The sequence below is a fragment of the Vibrio sp. 1457 genome (genome assembly GCF_033340195.1).
Lineage (GTDB): Bacteria > Pseudomonadota > Gammaproteobacteria > Enterobacterales > Vibrionaceae > Vibrio > Vibrio alginolyticus.
The window spans coordinates 39,025-56,027 of sequence record NZ_JAWOWA010000008.1 but is presented as its reverse complement, the minus strand read 5'-3'; the positions used below and the strand labels follow the sequence as shown (position 1 = coordinate 56,027).

Genomic DNA, 17,003 nt, shown 5'->3' with positions numbered 1-17,003 from the left:
CTTGCTTTGCTCAACCGTTTTAGGCTTTCTTCAGGAAAGATGACATTTTTAAGGTGAAACTGTGATTAACGAAATCAAAAAAGACGCGCAAGAGCGCATGGATAAAAGCGTTGAAGCGCTTAAGAACAACCTTTCTAAAATTCGTACAGGTCGTGCACACCCAAGCCTACTATCTGGTATTTCTGTAGAATACTACGGTGCAGCAACACCTCTAAACCAAGTAGCAAACGTTATTGCTGAAGATGCACGCACACTTGCAATCACGGTTTTTGATAAAGAGCTGACGCCGAAAGTAGAAAAAGCGATCATGACGTCTGACCTTGGTCTAAACCCTATGTCAGCTGGCACTATCATCCGCGTTCCACTTCCACCGCTAACGGAAGAACGTCGTAAAGACCTAGTTAAGATCGTCCGTGGTGAAGCTGAAGGTGGTCGTGTTGCTGTTCGTAACATCCGTCGTGACGCAAACAACGATCTTAAAGCGCTTCTAAAAGATAAAGAAATCTCTGAAGATGAAGACCGTAAAGCACAAGACGAAATTCAAAAGCTAACTGACGTTGCAGTTAAGAAGATCGATGAAGTTCTTGCTGCAAAAGAAAAAGAGTTGATGGAAGTTTAATACTCCCACACACATCACTGTTGGAAAACGCTGTGCTCACAGCTCAGCGTTTTTTTATGTTAGTCTATCCAACTGATGGAACTCAATTAACTCCCTATGCAAAATTCTCAAGCCTTCTCTGATTCCCTTCCTAAGCATATTGCCATCATTATGGACGGTAATGGCCGTTGGGCTAAGTCCAAAGGAAAACCTCGCGTATTTGGTCATAAAAAAGGCGTTAGTGCCGTTCGTAAGACCGTGGCTGCTGCTTCAAAACTAGGCATTAGAGCCATGACGCTGTTTGCTTTTAGTAGTGAAAACTGGCGTCGTCCGGAGGAAGAAGTGGGTCTTTTGATGGAACTGTTTATCACGGTCCTGTCTAGTGAAGTAAAAAAACTACACAAAAATAACTTACGGTTGCGCGTGATCGGTGATACCAGTCGATTTAGTGAGCGTCTACAAAAGAAAATTGTAGAAGCAGAAAACCTAACGGCAGATAACACGGGTATGGTGATCAACATTGCAGCCAACTATGGCGGTAAATGGGACATCACAGAAGCTGCTAAAACGTTAGCGCTAAAAGCACGTAACGGTGAAATTCGTGTAGAGGATATCAATGAGCAGCTAATCACTGAGCATTTGACCATGGCAGACCTACCGGAAGTGGATCTTTTAATTCGCACCAGTGGAGAGTGCCGCATCAGCAACTTTATGTTGTGGCAAATGGCTTATGCAGAAATGTACTTTACACCAGAGTACTGGCCAGAATTCGATGAAGACAGTTTGGTAGAAGCTGTGACTTGGTTTATCAACCGAGAACGTCGTTTTGGCTGTACAGGTGAACAAATAAAGGCATTGATGGCAGCTCAATAAGGACTAGTTAGTTTGAAACAGAGAATAATAACAGCACTAATTTTAGCTCCCCTGGTTATTTTAGGCATTTTTAAATTACCGCTAATGGGCTTTATTGCCGCTTTAACTGCAATAACGCTATTAGGTTTTTGGGAGTGGACTCAGTTTACAGGAAGCAACTCTCGCATTGCTGCCCTTGTGCCGGCAATCATTATTACCGGACTTAGTTTTCTATACATCTCGCCTGATGCATATAGCCTCAATCACTTAACGACACCTCATTATGTCGTCTTGGGTATTGGTTTTGTTTGGTGGATTATTGCTAGCTTAATGGCGATTACTTACCCCAAAACGACGAAATCTTGGCAAAGTAATTTTGTTTTACGTCATGTATTTGGTTTTCTGACATTAATCCCATTCCTTTGGAGTGTGATTATTCTCAGAGCGTATGACATCACTGTAGATCCATACCACGGCGCAAAGCTTGTGTTGTACGTTTGTTTCTTGGTATGGGCTGCAGATAGCGGCGCCTACTTTGCAGGCAAAAGCTTAGGCAAACGTAAGATGGCTCCTCATGTAAGCCCCAATAAAACCATTGAAGGGTTAATTGGTGGCATTATCACGGCATTAATCGTAGCGTGGGCATTTGCTGATTGGTTCGATATCCAGTTCACTAGCCCTGTCCATATGGTGCTGATTACGCTGGTTACTGTCGTTGTTTCAGTGCTTGGTGATCTGGTTGAAAGTATGTTCAAACGTGTCTCAGGCATTAAAGACAGCAGTAACATTATCCCAGGGCACGGTGGTGTGCTAGATCGTATCGACAGCCTAACCGCAGCATTCCCAGTTTTTGCTCTTCTTTACTACGTATTCTAATTTATCAGGAGCGGCGTCGTCGCTCCTGAGCTTTCTAACGGTCTTACAACATGCAAAAGTTAACGATTCTTGGTGCTACTGGATCAATTGGTGCAAGCACGCTTAAAGTGGTCGAACAAAACCCAGATCTGTTTTCTGTCGTTGCCTTAGCGGCAAGCACTAACGTTGAAAAGATGATCGGTTTATGTCGTCAGTGGCAACCTAAGTATGCGGTCATGGCAGATAAAGCTGCGGCGTCTCAACTTCAAGCTGAGCTACACTCAGTTTCGCCAGGTACCGAAGTGCTAGGTGGTGTTGATGCGCTATGCCATATTGCTTCGCTGGACGAGGTCGACAGTGTAATGGCTGCTATTGTAGGAGCCGCTGGCTTATTGCCTACCATGGCTGCCGTGAAAGCAGGTAAGCGAGTCTTGTTGGCAAATAAAGAAGCACTTGTAATGTCAGGCCAGCTATTTATTGATGCCGTTGAAGAATTTGGCGCAGAGCTACTTCCCGTCGATAGTGAACACAACGCCATTTTCCAATGTTTACCACAGCAAGTACAAACCAGTCTAGGTCGTTGCAATTTACAAGAACATGGCATTTCTCATATTTTGTTGACTGGATCTGGTGGTCCTTTCCGTTACACTGACATCGCAGAACTGGAGCAGGTGACACCCGCGCAGGCGATTGCTCATCCAAACTGGTCGATGGGGCCAAAAATTTCTGTTGACTCTGCCACGATGATGAATAAAGGCCTTGAGTATATCGAAGCTAAGTGGCTATTTAATGCTGATCGCGAACAACTGAAGGTGGTTATTCATCCTCAATCGGTAATTCATTCTATGGTTCAGTATCGTGATGGTTCGGTCTTGGCACAAATGGGAGAAGCGGATATGGCGACGCCAATTGCGCTCACCATGTCATACCCGTCAAGAGTGGAAGCTGGGGTTAAGCCGCTAGACTTCACGAAAGTTGGTGAGCTGACGTTTTTGCAGCCTGATTTTGCTCGTTACCCATGTTTAAAACTCGCAATTGATGCCTGTTATGAAGGTCAACACGCAACAACAGCATTGAATGCAGCTAATGAAGTCGCTGTTGATGCATTTTTAAATAACAGACTAGGTTTTACCGATATTGCTCGCATCAATGAGTCTGTGTTGAATAAAATCAACGCAAGCTGCAAAGCTGAGAATGCGAATAGCTTGGAAAGCTTGCTCGAGCTAGATAGAATGGCACGAACTATTGCCCTAGAAACCATACGCGAGCGTAGCTGATGACTGGTATATTGTGGAATCTCATTTCTTTTATCGTCGCACTGGGCATTCTTGTTGCCGTGCACGAATTTGGGCATTTTTGGGTTGCTCGCCGTTGCGGCGTTAAAGTTGAAAAGTTTTCAATCGGTTTCGGCAAGTCTATTTGGAGTAAAGTAGGCAAAGACGGAACGGAGTACAGCATCTCAATGATCCCTCTCGGCGGCTATGTGAAAATGGTTGATAGCCGTGTCGATGAGGTGCCAGAGCATGAGAAGCACCTAGCGTTTGATAAGAAGCCGTTATGGAAGCGAACCTCTATTGTTGCGGCTGGCCCCATCTTTAATTTTCTTTTCGCAATTTTTGCCTATTGGCTGGTATTTCTAATTGGTATCCCAGCTGTTAAGCCTGTAATTGGTGAAGTTACGCCCAATTCGATTGTTGCGGAAGCTGGAATTGAATCTGGAATGGAACTTAAATCGATATCTGGTATCAAAACTCCGGATTGGGAATCAGTAAATATGGGATTGATTTCTCATATTGGCGATGATTTGATGACGGTAACACTAACGTCAGCGAATGAAGTTGGTTCAGAAGTAACGAAAACGCTCGATTTACGTGAGTGGAAGTTCGACCCAGAAACTCAGTCAGCGATGCAGTCGTTAGGTTTTGCTCCGTATACACCGGAGGTGTATCGAGTTATCGAGCAGGTCTCGCAAGGTGGAGCGGCGGAAAAAGCCGGTGTGCTTCCAGGTGATGAGGTTGTCGCAATTGGTCAACAACGCGTAACCGAATGGAAGCAAGTGGTTGAAGCGGTTCGTTCTAATCCTGATACACCGCTTGAATTGACGGTGTTGCGTCAGGGTTATGAGCAAACATTGACGCTGACGCCCGGTAGCCGTGAGCTAGCTAACAAAGAAGTCGTTGGTTTTGCAGGTATTGCACCTAAAGTCGCAGAATGGCCAGAAAGTTATCGCTTCGATCTTCAGTTTGGTGTATTCGAGTCAATAGGTAAAGCAGTAGACAAAACTGGCCAAGTCATTGGTTTGACAATCAGCATGCTTAAGAAGCTGATTGTTGGAGACGTTGGTCTGAATAATCTGAGTGGACCAATATCAATAGCCAAAGGCGCAGGCGCGACAGCAGATTATGGTTTGGTCTACTTTTTAGGTTTTCTCGCTCTAATTAGTGTTAACCTAGGTATTATTAATCTCGTTCCTTTACCAATGTTGGATGGCGGTCATTTGTTGTTTTTTGCAATTGAAGCTGTCATTCGACGTCCTGTTCCTGAGAAAGTGCAGGAAATGGGTTTTAGAATTGGTGGTGCGATCATCTTCTCGCTCATGGCGTTAGCGCTATTTAATGATTTTACTCGTCTGTGATAGTTCAGAGACAAAAGCAGTAGCAAGGAATAATTAGAACAAGTATGGCGATTAAGCGAATTCTATTTGCAAGTTTACTGGCGACCAGTGTATCTGCAAATGGAGCAGAGAACTTCGTAGTTCAAGATATTGAAATCGATGGATTGCAGCGTGTAGCACTGGGTGCTGCATTGTTGAAAATGCCTGTACGTGTCGGTGATACCATTGGCCAAGGCGATGTTGCAGAAATTATCCGCGCCCTGTATGCATCTGGTAACTTTGAAGATGTGAAAGTGTTGCGTGACGGTGGTGTTCTGATGGTTCAAGTCAAAGAACGTCCTACCATTGCAAGCATCTCTTTTTCAGGTAACAAAGCAATCAAGGACGAGCAGCTACAAGAAAACCTGAACGCGTCTGGCGTTCGTGAAGGTGAAGCGCTTGACCGCACCACGCTAAGCAACATTGAAAAAGGCTTAGAAGACTTTTACTACAGCGTAGGTAAATACAACGCAACAGTAAAAGCGGTGGTGACTCCACTACCACGTAATCGTTCTGATCTTAAGTTTGTCTTTACTGAAGGTGTGTCGGCAAAAATTCAGCAAATCAACTTTATCGGTAATGAAGTGTTCAGTGATGAAGAACTGCTTTCGCGCTTTAACTTAAATGTTGATGTGCCGTGGTGGAATTTCCTTTCTGATGAAAAGTATCAAAAGCAAGTTCTTGCAGGTGATATTGAAGCACTCAAATCATTCTACCTGGATCGTGGTTACTTAAAATTTAACGTTGATTCGACACAAGTTGCAATCTCTCCTGACAAGAAAGGGGTATACATTACTCTTGGTCTAGAAGAGGGCGAGGTTTACACCGTTAAGGACGTGAAGTTCCGTGGTGATTTGATTGGTGAGGAAGCGACGTTCGAAAGACTTGTGCCATTTGAAGACAATGAGACATACAACGGCTCGTTGGTGACTTCAATGGAAGAAGGGATTAAGCGTGTGCTTGGTGAGTCCGGTTATGCTTATCCTCAAGTGAATACCATTCCAGAGTTTGACGACGAGAATCAAGAAGTTTCTTTGGTCGTTAACGTAGACCCGGGTAACCGAATTTATGTTCGTGATATTCGCTTCACGGGTAATAACTCAACCAAAGATGAAGTCCTTCGTCGTGAAATGCGTCAGATGGAAGGCAGTTGGTTGAACTCGAAATCGATTGAAACGGGTAAAACTCGTCTAAATCGTTTGGGCTACTTTGAAAATGTTGAAGTACAGACGGTTCGAGTTCCTGGTAGTGATGATCAAGTTGACCTAGTTTACTCTGTCAAAGAAGCGAACTCTGGTAGCGTTAACTTCGGTGTTGGCTACGGTACAGAATCGGGTGTGAGCTTCCAGGTTGGCCTGCAACAAGATAACTTTATTGGTAGCGGTAACCGTGTTGGTATCAACGCGATGATGAATGACTACCAGAAAAACATCAGTCTTGATTACCGTGATCCGTACTGGAACTTAGACGGTGTAAGCTTAGGTGGTAAGGTTTTCTATAACGAATTTGAAGCTAAAGAAGCCAATATCGTTGACTATACCAACGAAAGCTATGGCGCGAGCTTAACGTGGGGCTTCCCATTCGATGAGTTGAACCGTTTTGAATTCGGTGTCGGTTATACGCACAACAAGATCGGTAACTTATCGCCTTACTTGCAGGTAGAGCAGTTCTTAGAAGCGCAAAAAGATAATATAGATTCAAGTGGGGCATTGAATACGAACGACTTCGACTTCAATATCTCTTGGACACGTAATAACTTAAACCGTGGCTATTTCCCTACGGCAGGTAACCATCAGCGTGCATTCTATAAAATGACCGTACCTGGCTCTGACGTTCAATACTTCAAAATGCAGTACGATGTTCGCCAGTATGTGCCATTGACTAAAAAGCACGAGTTTACCCTCTTGTTCCGTGGCCGCTTAGGTTACGGTAATGGTTACGGTCAAACGGATGGTAACGATAACTTGTTCCCATTCTACGAAAACTACTACGCCGGTGGCTTTACATCGCTTCGTGGCTTTGGCTCAAACTCTGTTGGCCCTAAAGCGGTTTACCGCGATACATCCGGCTCTAACAATGGTACAGATATTGCGACAGATGATTCAGTGGGTGGTAACGCAGTCGCATTAGCAAGTATTGAGTTGATCGTTCCAACGCCGTTCGCATCAGAGGAAGTACAAAACCAAATTCGTACCAGTATCTTCTTTGATATGGCAAGTGTTTGGGATACCGAGTTTGATTATCGAGAAAATAGCAACATTTCGGGTGCTAACTACTACTACGATTACTCAGATCCAACCAACTACCGCTCTTCTTACGGTGCGGCGTTGCAGTGGATGTCTCCAATGGGGCCACTAGTATTCTCACTAGCGAAACCAATTAAGAAATTTGATGGCGATGATGAAGAGTTCTTCACATTCACTATCGGTAGAACTTTCTAAAGAGGAAAATATTTTGAATAAAATGATCAAAGCGGCTGGGATTGGCCTTCTTGTACTGAGCTCTTCAATGTTTGCAAATGCGGCAGAAGCTGCACAGAAAATTGCTTACGTAAATACAGCTCAAGTTTTTCAAGCTCTTCCTCAACGTGAAGTTGTACTACAAAAAATGCAGAAAGACTTCAAAAGCAAAGCTGATGAACTGAAGTCAATCCAAGCACAAGCTAAAACAAAGATTGAGAAGCTACAACGTGACGGCGAGCTTTTGGGTCAAGACGAAGTTGAAAAGCTACGTATCGATATCGCGAAGCTAGACAGCGAGTACAAAGTGAAAGCACAAGCACTTGAAAAAGCAAGTGCGCGTCGTGAAGCTGAAGAAAAAGCGAAGCTTTTCAAAACGATTCAAGATGCAGTTAAGAAAGTCGCAGACAAAAATGGTTACGATCTTGTGATTGACATCTCTGCTTTGCAGTACGGCAAGCCAGAATACAATATCTCTGAAGACGTAATTAAAGCTCTAAAATAAGAAGTTATGAAGACATTAACATTAGCCGAATTGGCGACAATTACCGGGGGTGAGCTGTTTGGTGACGAGTCTCTCGTTGTAAGCCGTGTTGCTCCAATGGATAAAGCACAAGAAGGTGACGTAACCTTCTTGTCTAACCCAAAATACGCAAAACACCTTTCTGAGTGCCAAGCTACCGTTGTTATGGTAAAGGCTGAGCATAAAGATCAATGCGTTGGAAATGCGCTAGTGGTTTCAGACCCTTATGTCGCATTTGCTCGTGTGGTCCAAGCGATGGATACCACACCAAAACCGGCAGACGATATTGCACCAAGTGCTGTGATTGCCGCTGACGTTAAGATGGGTGAGAACGTTACAATCGGCGCTAACGCTGTGATTGAAACGGGCGTGGAACTCGGCGACAACGTAAGTGTTGGTGCTGGTTGTTTTATCGGTAAGAACGCCAAGCTAGGGAATAACACCAAGCTTTGGGCTAATGTCACTATCTACCATGAAGTGTCATTGGGTGATGACTGTCTCGTTCAATCGGGTACCGTCATTGGCTCTGATGGCTTCGGTTACGCGAATGACAAAGGCGAGTGGATTAAAATTCCTCAGCTTGGTTCAGTGCGTATCGGTAACCGCGTTGAGATTGGTGCTTGTACTACGATTGACCGCGGTGCACTCGAAGATACTATCATTGAAGACAATGTCATTCTGGATAACCAACTTCAAATCGCGCACAACGTGCAGATCGGATATGGTACCGTGATGCCTGGTGGTACTATTGTCGCGGGCAGTACAAAAATTGGTAAGTACTGCCAGATTGGCGGCGCGTCTGTTCTGAATGGCCATATCACTATCGCAGATGGTGTGGCGATTACAGGTATGGGCATGGTAATGCGCAGTATCGAAGAAAAAGGCCTTTACTCATCAGGTATTCCACTACAAACGAACAGAGAGTGGCGTAAAACTGCAACTCGAGTTCACCGTATTGATGAGATGAATAAGCGCCTGAAAGCGGTTGAAAAACAGCTGGAACAGAAAGAAGAAATTTAGAACAAGTTATCTTTCGCTCTGTATTTAACGTGAAAGCTAACAGGCTCTAGTTCCATATTCTGTACGAAGACTCGCGAAATGCGGGTCTTTTTCTTCTATAATGACGCGCTCTAAGTAGATTTAACTCCAAGATGGTGCGTATTTTGCTAGTATATTGCAAAGCGATTCGGCTTTACGACCTGTTGCCACGTTTGCCATCTTGGCGGCAAAAAATTGATATAGGAAGACGACTTTGACTACTGAAAAGAAAACGATGAACATCTCTGAAATTCAAGAGCTACTACCTCATCGCTACCCATTCTTATTGATCGACCGAGTGATAGACTTCCAAGAAGAGAAGTACCTTCACGCGATTAAAAACGTGTCGGTTAACGAACCTCAGTTCACAGGTCACTTTCCTCAACTACCAGTATTCCCAGGTGTTTTGATTTTAGAAGCAATGGCTCAGGCAACAGGCTTACTTGCATTTAAATCATTTGGTGCACCAACAGAAAATGAACTGTACTACTTTGCAAGCGTAGACGGCGCGAAATTCCGTAAACCAGTGGTTCCGGGCGACCAATTGGTTATTGAGGTAGAATTTCTGAAAGAACGTCGCGGCATTGCTGCATTTAGCGGTGTAGCAAAAGTTGACGGCGAAGTGGTATGTTCTGCAGAACTGAAGTGTGCTCGTCGAGAGTTTTAATATGATTCATGAAACCGCTAAAATCCACCCGGCAGCGGTGGTAGAAGAGGGCGCCAAAATTGGTGCTAACGTAACAGTAGGTCCTTTTACGTACATCACCTCTACGGTTGAAATTGGTGAAGGCACAGAAGTGATGTCTCACGTTGTGATCAAAGGTCACACAACTATTGGCAAAGATAACCGTATTTTCCCACATGCTGTCATTGGTGAAGAAAACCAAGACAAAAAATACGGTGGTGAAGACACAACTGTGGTTATCGGTGACCGTAACGTCATTCGTGAAGCGGTCCAAGTTCACCGCGGCACAGTGCAAGACAAAGCAACCACGATCATTGGTGATGACAACTTATTGTGTGTGAATGCACACGTTGCGCATGATGTTGTTATTGGTAACCACACTCATATCGGTAATAACTCGATTCTTGGTGGTCACGTTACTGTTGATGATTATGCCGGTGTGATGGCACTGTCTGCGATTCATCCGTTTTGTACAGTGGGCGCTTACGCATACATTGGCGGCTGTTCAGCTGTGGTGCAAGATGTCCCAGCTTATGTACTCGCGCAAGGTAACCACGCTACTCCATTCGGCTTGAACCTTGTTGGCTTGAAGCGTAATGGCTTTGAGAAACCAGAGATTCGTGCGCTACAAAAAGCGTATAAAGAAATCTACCGTTCAGGTAAGACGCTAGAAGAAGTGAAGCCTATTCTGGCTGAAATGGCTCAAGAGTGGCCGGCTGTGAAGCGTTTCTCAGATATTCTGGAAACGACGGAACGTGGCATTATTCGTTAATTGGCGAATGAACCAATAAATAAAAAGATCGTGACCAAATTTGAGGTTACGATCTTTTTGTGTTTTATGGATAAGGCAAACCGTTATCCATAGCGCACAGGAAAAATAGCGAAGTAGATATGGAAAGACCATTACGTATTGGCATCATTGCCGGAGAATTGTCTGGCGATACGCTAGGTGAAGGCTTTATCAAAGCAGTAAAGCAGCAATATCCAGACGCAGAGTTCGTAGGCATTGGCGGTCCGAAAATGATAGCCCAAGGTTGCGAGTCTCTGTTTGATATGGAAGAGCTTGCGGTGATGGGATTAGTCGAGGTTTTAGGCCGCTTACCGAGACTTCTTAAAGTGAAAGCTGAGCTCGTTCAGTATTTTACTCAGAATCCGCCTGATGTTTTCATCGGGATCGATGCTCCTGACTTCAACTTACGCTTGGAGCTTGACCTCAAGCAAGCGGGCATTAAAACCGTTCATTACGTGAGTCCGTCTGTTTGGGCTTGGCGTCAGAAGCGCATCTTTAAAATAGAAGCGGCAACGAACTTGGTGCTAGCATTTCTTCCGTTTGAGAAAGCGTTTTACGACAAATTTAATGTACCTTGTGAGTTCATTGGTCATACCTTGGCTGATGCCATCCCACTAGAATCAGAACAAGCGCCTGCACGTGAGTTGCTTGGTTTAGAACAAGATAAAAAGTGGCTTGCTGTCCTGCCAGGCAGTCGTGGTAGCGAGTTAAAAATGCTCTCAGAGCCATTTATTGAAACCTGCAAGTTACTTCATAAAAAATTTCCAGAACTGGGGTTTGTTGTCGCGCTTGTTAATCAAAAACGCCGTGAGCAGTTTGAACAAGCATGGAAAGTGCTCGCACCAGAATTAGACTTCAAGTTAGTTGATGACACTGCACGCAACGTCATCACCGCATCCGATGCCGTGATGCTGGCCTCTGGTACTGTAGCGTTGGAGTGTATGCTTCTCAAGCGTCCAATGGTGGTGGGTTATCGTGTGAATGCATTTACCGCTTTCTTGGCTAAACGTTTATTGAAAACGAAGTATGTGTCATTGCCGAATATCTTGGCGGATGATGAGCTTGTCAAAGAATATCTACAAGATGAATGCACACCAGACAATTTGTTTACTGAGGTTTCTCGCTTATTGGAAAGCGACAATAAACTGATGTTAGATAAGTTTACGGAAATGCATCATTGGATTCGTAAAGATGCGGACCAACAAGCCGCAAACGCGGTTCTAAAACTGATTGAAAAATAGAGATTTATCATGGCTGTTAAACCAAAAGCGACCAAAACCAAAGTTGAACTCCCTCCGTTTGAATATCCGCAAGGTTACCAGCTTGTGGCCGGAGTCGACGAGGTAGGACGTGGTCCTTTGGTGGGAGACGTCGTCACCGCTGCGGTTATCCTTGATCCTAACAATCCTATTGAAGGGTTGAACGATTCGAAAAAATTGACCGAAAAGAAACGCATGGCGTTGCTTCCTGAAATCAAAGAAAAAGCATTGGCGTGGGCGGTCGGGCGTTGCTCTCCTGAAGAAATCGATCAACTGAATATTTTGCAGGCGACTATGGTTGCGATGCAGCGTGCAGTGGCGGGGTTACAGGTTCAACCTGATTTGGTGTTGATTGATGGTAACCGTTGTCCGGAGCTGCCAATGGATGCTCAAGCTGTAGTAAAAGGCGATCTACGTGTTGCCGAAATCAGTGCGGCTTCAATTATTGCCAAAGTCGTGCGTGACCAAGAGATGGAAGAGTTGGATAAACTTCATCCACAATTTGGCTTCGCGAAGCACAAAGGTTACCCAACTAAAGCGCACTTTGAAGCGATTGAGCAACACGGAGTGATCAGTGAACACCGCAAGAGTTTCAAGCCAGTAAAAAAAGCGTTAGGCATAGAATAATCAAACGATCTAATTGGTGTTATAAACCCAACCTCTTTAGGTTAGAATCCCCAACAAAATAGAGTTACACGGTACCTGTTAATGTCAGATCCCAAATTCATCCACCTGCGTGTTCATAGTGACTTCTCGATGGTGGATGGCCTCAACAAAGTTCCGCCAATCGTAAAGAAAGTTGCTGAGCTCGGTATGCCCGCAATGGCGTTGACCGACTTTACCAACCTATGTGGTTTGGTGAAGTTTTACGGTACGGCGCATGGCAGTGGTGTTAAACCGATCATTGGTGCTGACTTTAAAATGCAGTCGGACGAGTTTGGTGAAGAGCTGACACAAGTGACTTTGCTTGCGGCGGATAATGTAGGTTATAAGAACCTGACGTTATTGATATCAAAAGCGTACTTACGTGGACATGTTCAACACCACCCAGTGATTGATAAAGCCTGGTTGGCTGAAATGTCTGAAGGCTTGATTGTATTATCCGGCGGTAAAAGCGGAGAAATTGGTCGCGGCCTTTTGAAAGGCAACCGTCAAATGGTGCAAGGGTGTGTTGATTTCTATAAACAGCATTTTCCAGATCGCTTTTATCTTGAGCTACTTCGTACCGGTCGTCCAGATGAAGAAACTTATCTTCACTTTGCGGTTGAATTGGCAGAGCAGCAAGACTTGCCAGTAGTGGCGACCAATGAAGTTGTATTCCTGAGTCCAGACCTATTTGATGCTCATGAAATACGCGTAGCGATTCACGATGGTTACACATTAGAAGATCCGCGCAGGCCAAAAAACTACAGTCCGCAGCAATATCTTCGTACAGAAGAAGAAATGTGCGAGCTGTTTGCTGATATTCCTGAAGCGTTAGAAAACAGTGTCGAGATAGCGAAGCGTTGTAACGTGACTGTGCGCTTAGGGGAGTACTTCCTACCAGCCTTCCCAACCGAAGGGATGAAAGAGACTGAGTTCCTAGTCATGAAATCCCGAGAGGGGTTGGAAGAGCGTTTAGAGTTTCTATTTCCAGATGAGGAAGAGAGAAAACGTCGCCGCCCTGAATATGATGAACGTCTTCAGATAGAGCTAGATGTTATCAACCAAATGGGATTTCCTGGTTACTTCTTGATCGTAATGGAGTTCATCCAGTGGTCAAAAGATAATGGAATTCCTGTCGGTCCTGGACGTGGTTCCGGTGCTGGTTCTTTGGTGGCTTACGCACTAAAAATCACCGATCTGGATCCACTAGAATACGACTTGCTGTTCGAACGTTTCTTGAACCCAGAACGTGTTTCGATGCCCGATTTCGACGTCGATTTCTGTATGGATAAACGTGACCAGGTTATTGACCACGTTGCGGAAATGTACGGTCGCGACGCGGTGTCTCAGATCATCACGTTTGGTACCATGGCGGCAAAAGCGGTAATCCGTGACGTTGGCCGCGTATTGGGCCACCCATTTGGTTTTGTTGATCGTATTTCAAAGCTGATCCCGCCCGATCCAGGCATGACGCTAGATAAAGCGTTTAAAGCTGAACCTGCACTACCTGAATTGTATGAGGCCGATGAGGAAGTTAAAGAACTCATCGACATGTGTCATATTTTGGAAGGCTGTACGCGAAACGCCGGTAAACACGCTGGTGGTGTTGTAATTTCACCTACAACAATTACCGATTTTGCGCCAATTTATGCAGACGCTGAAGGTCACTTTCCGGTTACTCAATTTGATAAAAACGATGTTGAGACCGCTGGCCTAGTTAAGTTTGACTTCTTGGGTTTACGTACCTTAACCATTATTGACTGGGCGTTAGGACTGATTAACCCACGCCTAGAGCGAGAAGGGAAAGAACCGGTTCAAATTGAATCCATACCGTTAGAAGACCCTGCCTCTTTCCGTTTGTTGCAAAACTCTGAAACGACAGCAGTATTCCAGCTTGAATCTCGAGGCATGAAAGAGCTGATCAAACGACTTCAGCCAGACTGTTTCGAAGACATTATCGCATTGGTAGCACTCTTCCGTCCGGGTCCTTTGCAATCGGGCATGGTAGATAACTTTATCGACCGTAAACATGGTCGAGAAGCGATCTCTTATCCAGATGAAAAGTGGCAACACGAGTCGCTAAAAGAGACGCTTGATCCAACCTACGGCATCATCCTGTACCAAGAGCAGGTAATGCAGATTGCGCAGATCTTAGCGGGTTATACGCTAGGTGGTGCGGACATGCTCCGTCGTGCAATGGGTAAGAAAAAGCCAGAAGAGATGGCAAAACAACGTGCTATCTTTGAAGAAGGTGCGATAAAGAACGGTATCGATGGCGAGTTGGCGATGAAAATCTTCGACTTGGTAGAGAAGTTCGCCGGTTATGGTTTTAACAAATCGCACTCTGCTGCTTATGCATTGGTTTCTTATCAAACTCTTTGGCTGAAAACACATTATCCTGCCGAATTTATGGCTGCGGTAATGACAGCCGATATGGATAACACGGAAAAAGTCGTTGGCTTGGTCGATGAGTGTTTCCGTATGAAGCTTACCGTGCTGCCACCAGACATCAACTCTGGCCTATATCGCTTTAATGTTGATGAAAATGGCGCAATTGTTTACGGTATTGGTGCGATAAAAGGGGTTGGTGAGGGCCCTATCGATGCGATTCTTGAGGCGAGAAATAAAGGTGGTCACTTTAAAGACCTATTTGATTTCTGTGCTCGAGTTGATCTAAAACGCGTCAATAAACGAGTGATAGAGAAGCTGATTTACGCGGGTGCGTTGGATCGACTAGGCCCACACCGCGCGGCGATGATGGCGTCACTCAATGATGCGGTAAAAGCAGCAAGTCAACATCACCAAGCTGAGGCGTTTGGTCAAACGGATATGTTTGGTGTGCTAACGGATGCACCTGAAGAAGTAGAGCATAAGTATACGCAGGTTCCGCCTTGGCCAGAAAAAGTGTGGTTAGAGGGCGAGCGTGATACCCTAGGTCTATATTTGACAGGGCACCCAATTAACGCCTACGTAAAGGAACTAAACAAATACACCAGTTGTCGACTAAAAGACGCAACGCCCACTCGCCGCGATCAATCTGTCACGGTAGCCGGCCTGGTTATTGCCGCTCGTGTAATGACGACCAAACGTGGTACACGAATTGGTATTATGACACTGGATGACCGAAGTGGTCGCATGGAAGTGATGTTGTTCTCAGATGCGCTGGATCGATACGCTGAACTTCTCGAAAAAGACAGAATTTTGGTCGTTTCTGGACAGGTCAGCTTTGATGACTTCAACGGTGGCCTTAAAATGTCGGCGCGTGAAGTTATGGATCTCGGCAGTGCGCGCGAGAAATACGCTCGTGGTTTGTCGGTATCGATAGATGCAAATCAGATCAACGATCAGTTTTTTGAGCAGTTCAGCCGTATTTTAGAACCGCACAAAGCCGGAACCGTACCCGTCAATGTATACTACCAGCGTGCCGACGCCAGAGCGCGGTTAACATTGGGCACCGAGTGGCGAGTTACGCCAAGTGATACATTACTCGACGATTTAAAACAGTTGCTTGGCAAAAGCCAGGTAGAACTCGAATTTAACTAAAAATTCAGCGCAATATGTTAGACGCTGAGTAAACAAGGATTCATAGATGAGCCTAAACTTTCTTGAATTTGAAAAGCCAATTGCAGAACTAGAAGCGAAAATTGAAGCATTACGTGATGTCTCTCGTCACGGTGGTGATTCTGCGATTGACCTGGATAAAGAAATCGAACAGCTTGAGAAGAAAAGCTTAGAGCTGAAGAAAAAAACCTTCAGTGACCTAGGTGCATGGGAAACAGCTCAACTGGCTCGTCACCCACTACGTCCTTACACGCTGGATTACATCCAACACGCTTTTGAGGAGTTTGATGAATTAGCGGGTGACCGCGCGTTTGCAGACGACAAAGCGATTGTGGGTGGCATGGCTCGCCTTGAAGGCCGCCCTGTGATGATCATTGGTCACCAAAAAGGTCGTGAGACCAAAGAAAAGGTGAAACGTAACTTTGGTATGCCGAAACCAGAAGGTTACCGTAAAGCGCTACGTTTGATGGAAATGGCAGAGCGTTTCAACATGCCGATTATCACATTTATCGACACGGCTGGCGCGTATCCAGGTGTGGGCGCAGAAGAGCGTGGTCAATCTGAAGCTATCGCGAAAAACCTAAAAGTGATGTCTGGTCTTAAAGTGCCAGTAATCTGTAACGTTGTTGGTGAAGGCGGTTCTGGTGGTGCACTAGCAATCGGTGTAGGCGACTACGTGAACATGCTTCAGTACTCTACGTACTCAGTAATTTCTCCTGAGGGTTGTGCTTCAATCTTATGGCGTGATTCAGACAAAGCGCCACAAGCGGCAGAGGCAATGGGTCTAACTGCTCCGCGTCTTAAAGAGCTTGAACTGATCGACGAAATCATTGAAGAGCCACTAGGCGGCGCTCATCGCGATCATGTTCAAATGGCAGCGAATATGAAAGCGACACTACTTCGTCAGCTAGAAGATCTAGAACAATTGGATGAAGAGACGCTACGTGAGCGTCGTTACCAGCGTCTAATGAGCTACGGTTACTGTTAATTTCGGTGATTGCTATTAAGCGTTAGCTGATATCTCAAGTGATAACAGTTAAAATAGAAAGGGTTGGATGAGAGTCCAGCCCTTTTTTTGTACCTAT

General features: G+C 45.1%; 14 protein-coding genes. All 14 read left to right on the top strand.

What is annotated here, in order from left to right; all coding sequences use genetic code 11:
* The first annotated feature begins 61 nt into the window (after window positions 1-61).
* Window positions 62-619: a ribosome recycling factor gene (gene frr, locus R7Z41_RS10535; protein ID WP_005380330.1), complete on the top strand. Its 558-nt coding sequence runs from the start codon at window positions 62-64 to the stop codon at window positions 617-619.
* Window positions 620-715: 96 nt separating this feature from the next.
* Window positions 716-1,471, top strand: coding sequence for an isoprenyl transferase (locus R7Z41_RS10530; RefSeq protein WP_005380331.1), 756 nt, complete (start codon window positions 716-718; stop codon window positions 1,469-1,471).
* A 12-nt stretch (window positions 1,472-1,483) separates the two neighbouring features.
* Window positions 1,484-2,326, top strand: a complete 843-nt coding sequence (locus R7Z41_RS10525) for a phosphatidate cytidylyltransferase (protein WP_031779042.1) — start codon at window positions 1,484-1,486, stop codon at window positions 2,324-2,326.
* Between the two features lie 50 nt (window positions 2,327-2,376).
* Window positions 2,377-3,582 (top strand): 1-deoxy-D-xylulose-5-phosphate reductoisomerase, encoded by a 1,206-nt coding sequence (gene ispC, locus R7Z41_RS10520; protein ID WP_005380333.1) that lies wholly within the window; start codon window positions 2,377-2,379, stop codon window positions 3,580-3,582.
* Window positions 3,582-4,940 carry a sigma E protease regulator RseP gene (rseP, locus tag R7Z41_RS10515; protein ID WP_005380334.1) on the top strand — a complete coding sequence of 453 codons (1,359 nt, stop codon included), beginning with the start codon at window positions 3,582-3,584 and terminating at the stop codon, window positions 4,938-4,940. Before ispC ends, rseP begins: the two co-directional genes overlap by 1 nt.
* A gap of 44 nt (window positions 4,941-4,984) precedes the next feature.
* Window positions 4,985-7,399: an outer membrane protein assembly factor BamA gene (gene bamA, locus R7Z41_RS10510; RefSeq protein ID WP_005380335.1), complete on the top strand. Its 2,415-nt coding sequence runs from the start codon at window positions 4,985-4,987 to the stop codon at window positions 7,397-7,399.
* Between the two features lie 13 nt (window positions 7,400-7,412).
* The gene (locus R7Z41_RS10505) at window positions 7,413-7,922 is read left to right on the top strand and encodes an OmpH family outer membrane protein (RefSeq protein WP_005391804.1); all 510 of its coding nucleotides are present in this window, start codon (window positions 7,413-7,415) and stop codon (window positions 7,920-7,922) included.
* Between the two features lie 6 nt (window positions 7,923-7,928).
* On the top strand, window positions 7,929-8,960 hold the full coding sequence (gene lpxD, locus R7Z41_RS10500) for a UDP-3-O-(3-hydroxymyristoyl)glucosamine N-acyltransferase (RefSeq protein ID WP_005380347.1): 1,032 nt from the start codon (window positions 7,929-7,931) through the stop codon (window positions 8,958-8,960).
* A 232-nt stretch (window positions 8,961-9,192) separates the two neighbouring features.
* A complete protein-coding gene (gene fabZ / locus R7Z41_RS10495) occupies window positions 9,193-9,645 on the top strand; it encodes a 3-hydroxyacyl-ACP dehydratase FabZ (RefSeq protein WP_005380349.1) in 453 nt (150 codons plus the stop codon).
* 1 nt (window position 9,646) lies between these two features.
* Window positions 9,647-10,435, top strand: coding sequence for an acyl-ACP--UDP-N-acetylglucosamine O-acyltransferase (gene lpxA / locus R7Z41_RS10490; protein ID WP_005380357.1), 789 nt, complete (start codon window positions 9,647-9,649; stop codon window positions 10,433-10,435).
* Window positions 10,436-10,554: 119 nt separating this feature from the next.
* Window positions 10,555-11,694 (top strand): lipid-A-disaccharide synthase, encoded by a 1,140-nt coding sequence (lpxB, locus tag R7Z41_RS10485; protein WP_005391809.1) that lies wholly within the window; start codon window positions 10,555-10,557, stop codon window positions 11,692-11,694.
* 9 nt (window positions 11,695-11,703) lie between these two features.
* Window positions 11,704-12,339: a ribonuclease HII gene (rnhB, locus tag R7Z41_RS10480; RefSeq protein WP_005380361.1), complete on the top strand. Its 636-nt coding sequence runs from the start codon at window positions 11,704-11,706 to the stop codon at window positions 12,337-12,339.
* Window positions 12,340-12,420: 81 nt separating this feature from the next.
* Window positions 12,421-15,900, top strand: a complete 3,480-nt coding sequence (gene dnaE, locus R7Z41_RS10475) for a DNA polymerase III subunit alpha (RefSeq protein ID WP_005391811.1) — start codon at window positions 12,421-12,423, stop codon at window positions 15,898-15,900.
* 46 nt (window positions 15,901-15,946) lie between these two features.
* Entirely contained in the window at window positions 15,947-16,906 is a 960-nt protein-coding gene (accA, locus tag R7Z41_RS10470) for an acetyl-CoA carboxylase carboxyl transferase subunit alpha (protein ID WP_005380365.1), read from the top strand.
* Window positions 16,907-17,003: the final 97 nt, after the last annotated feature.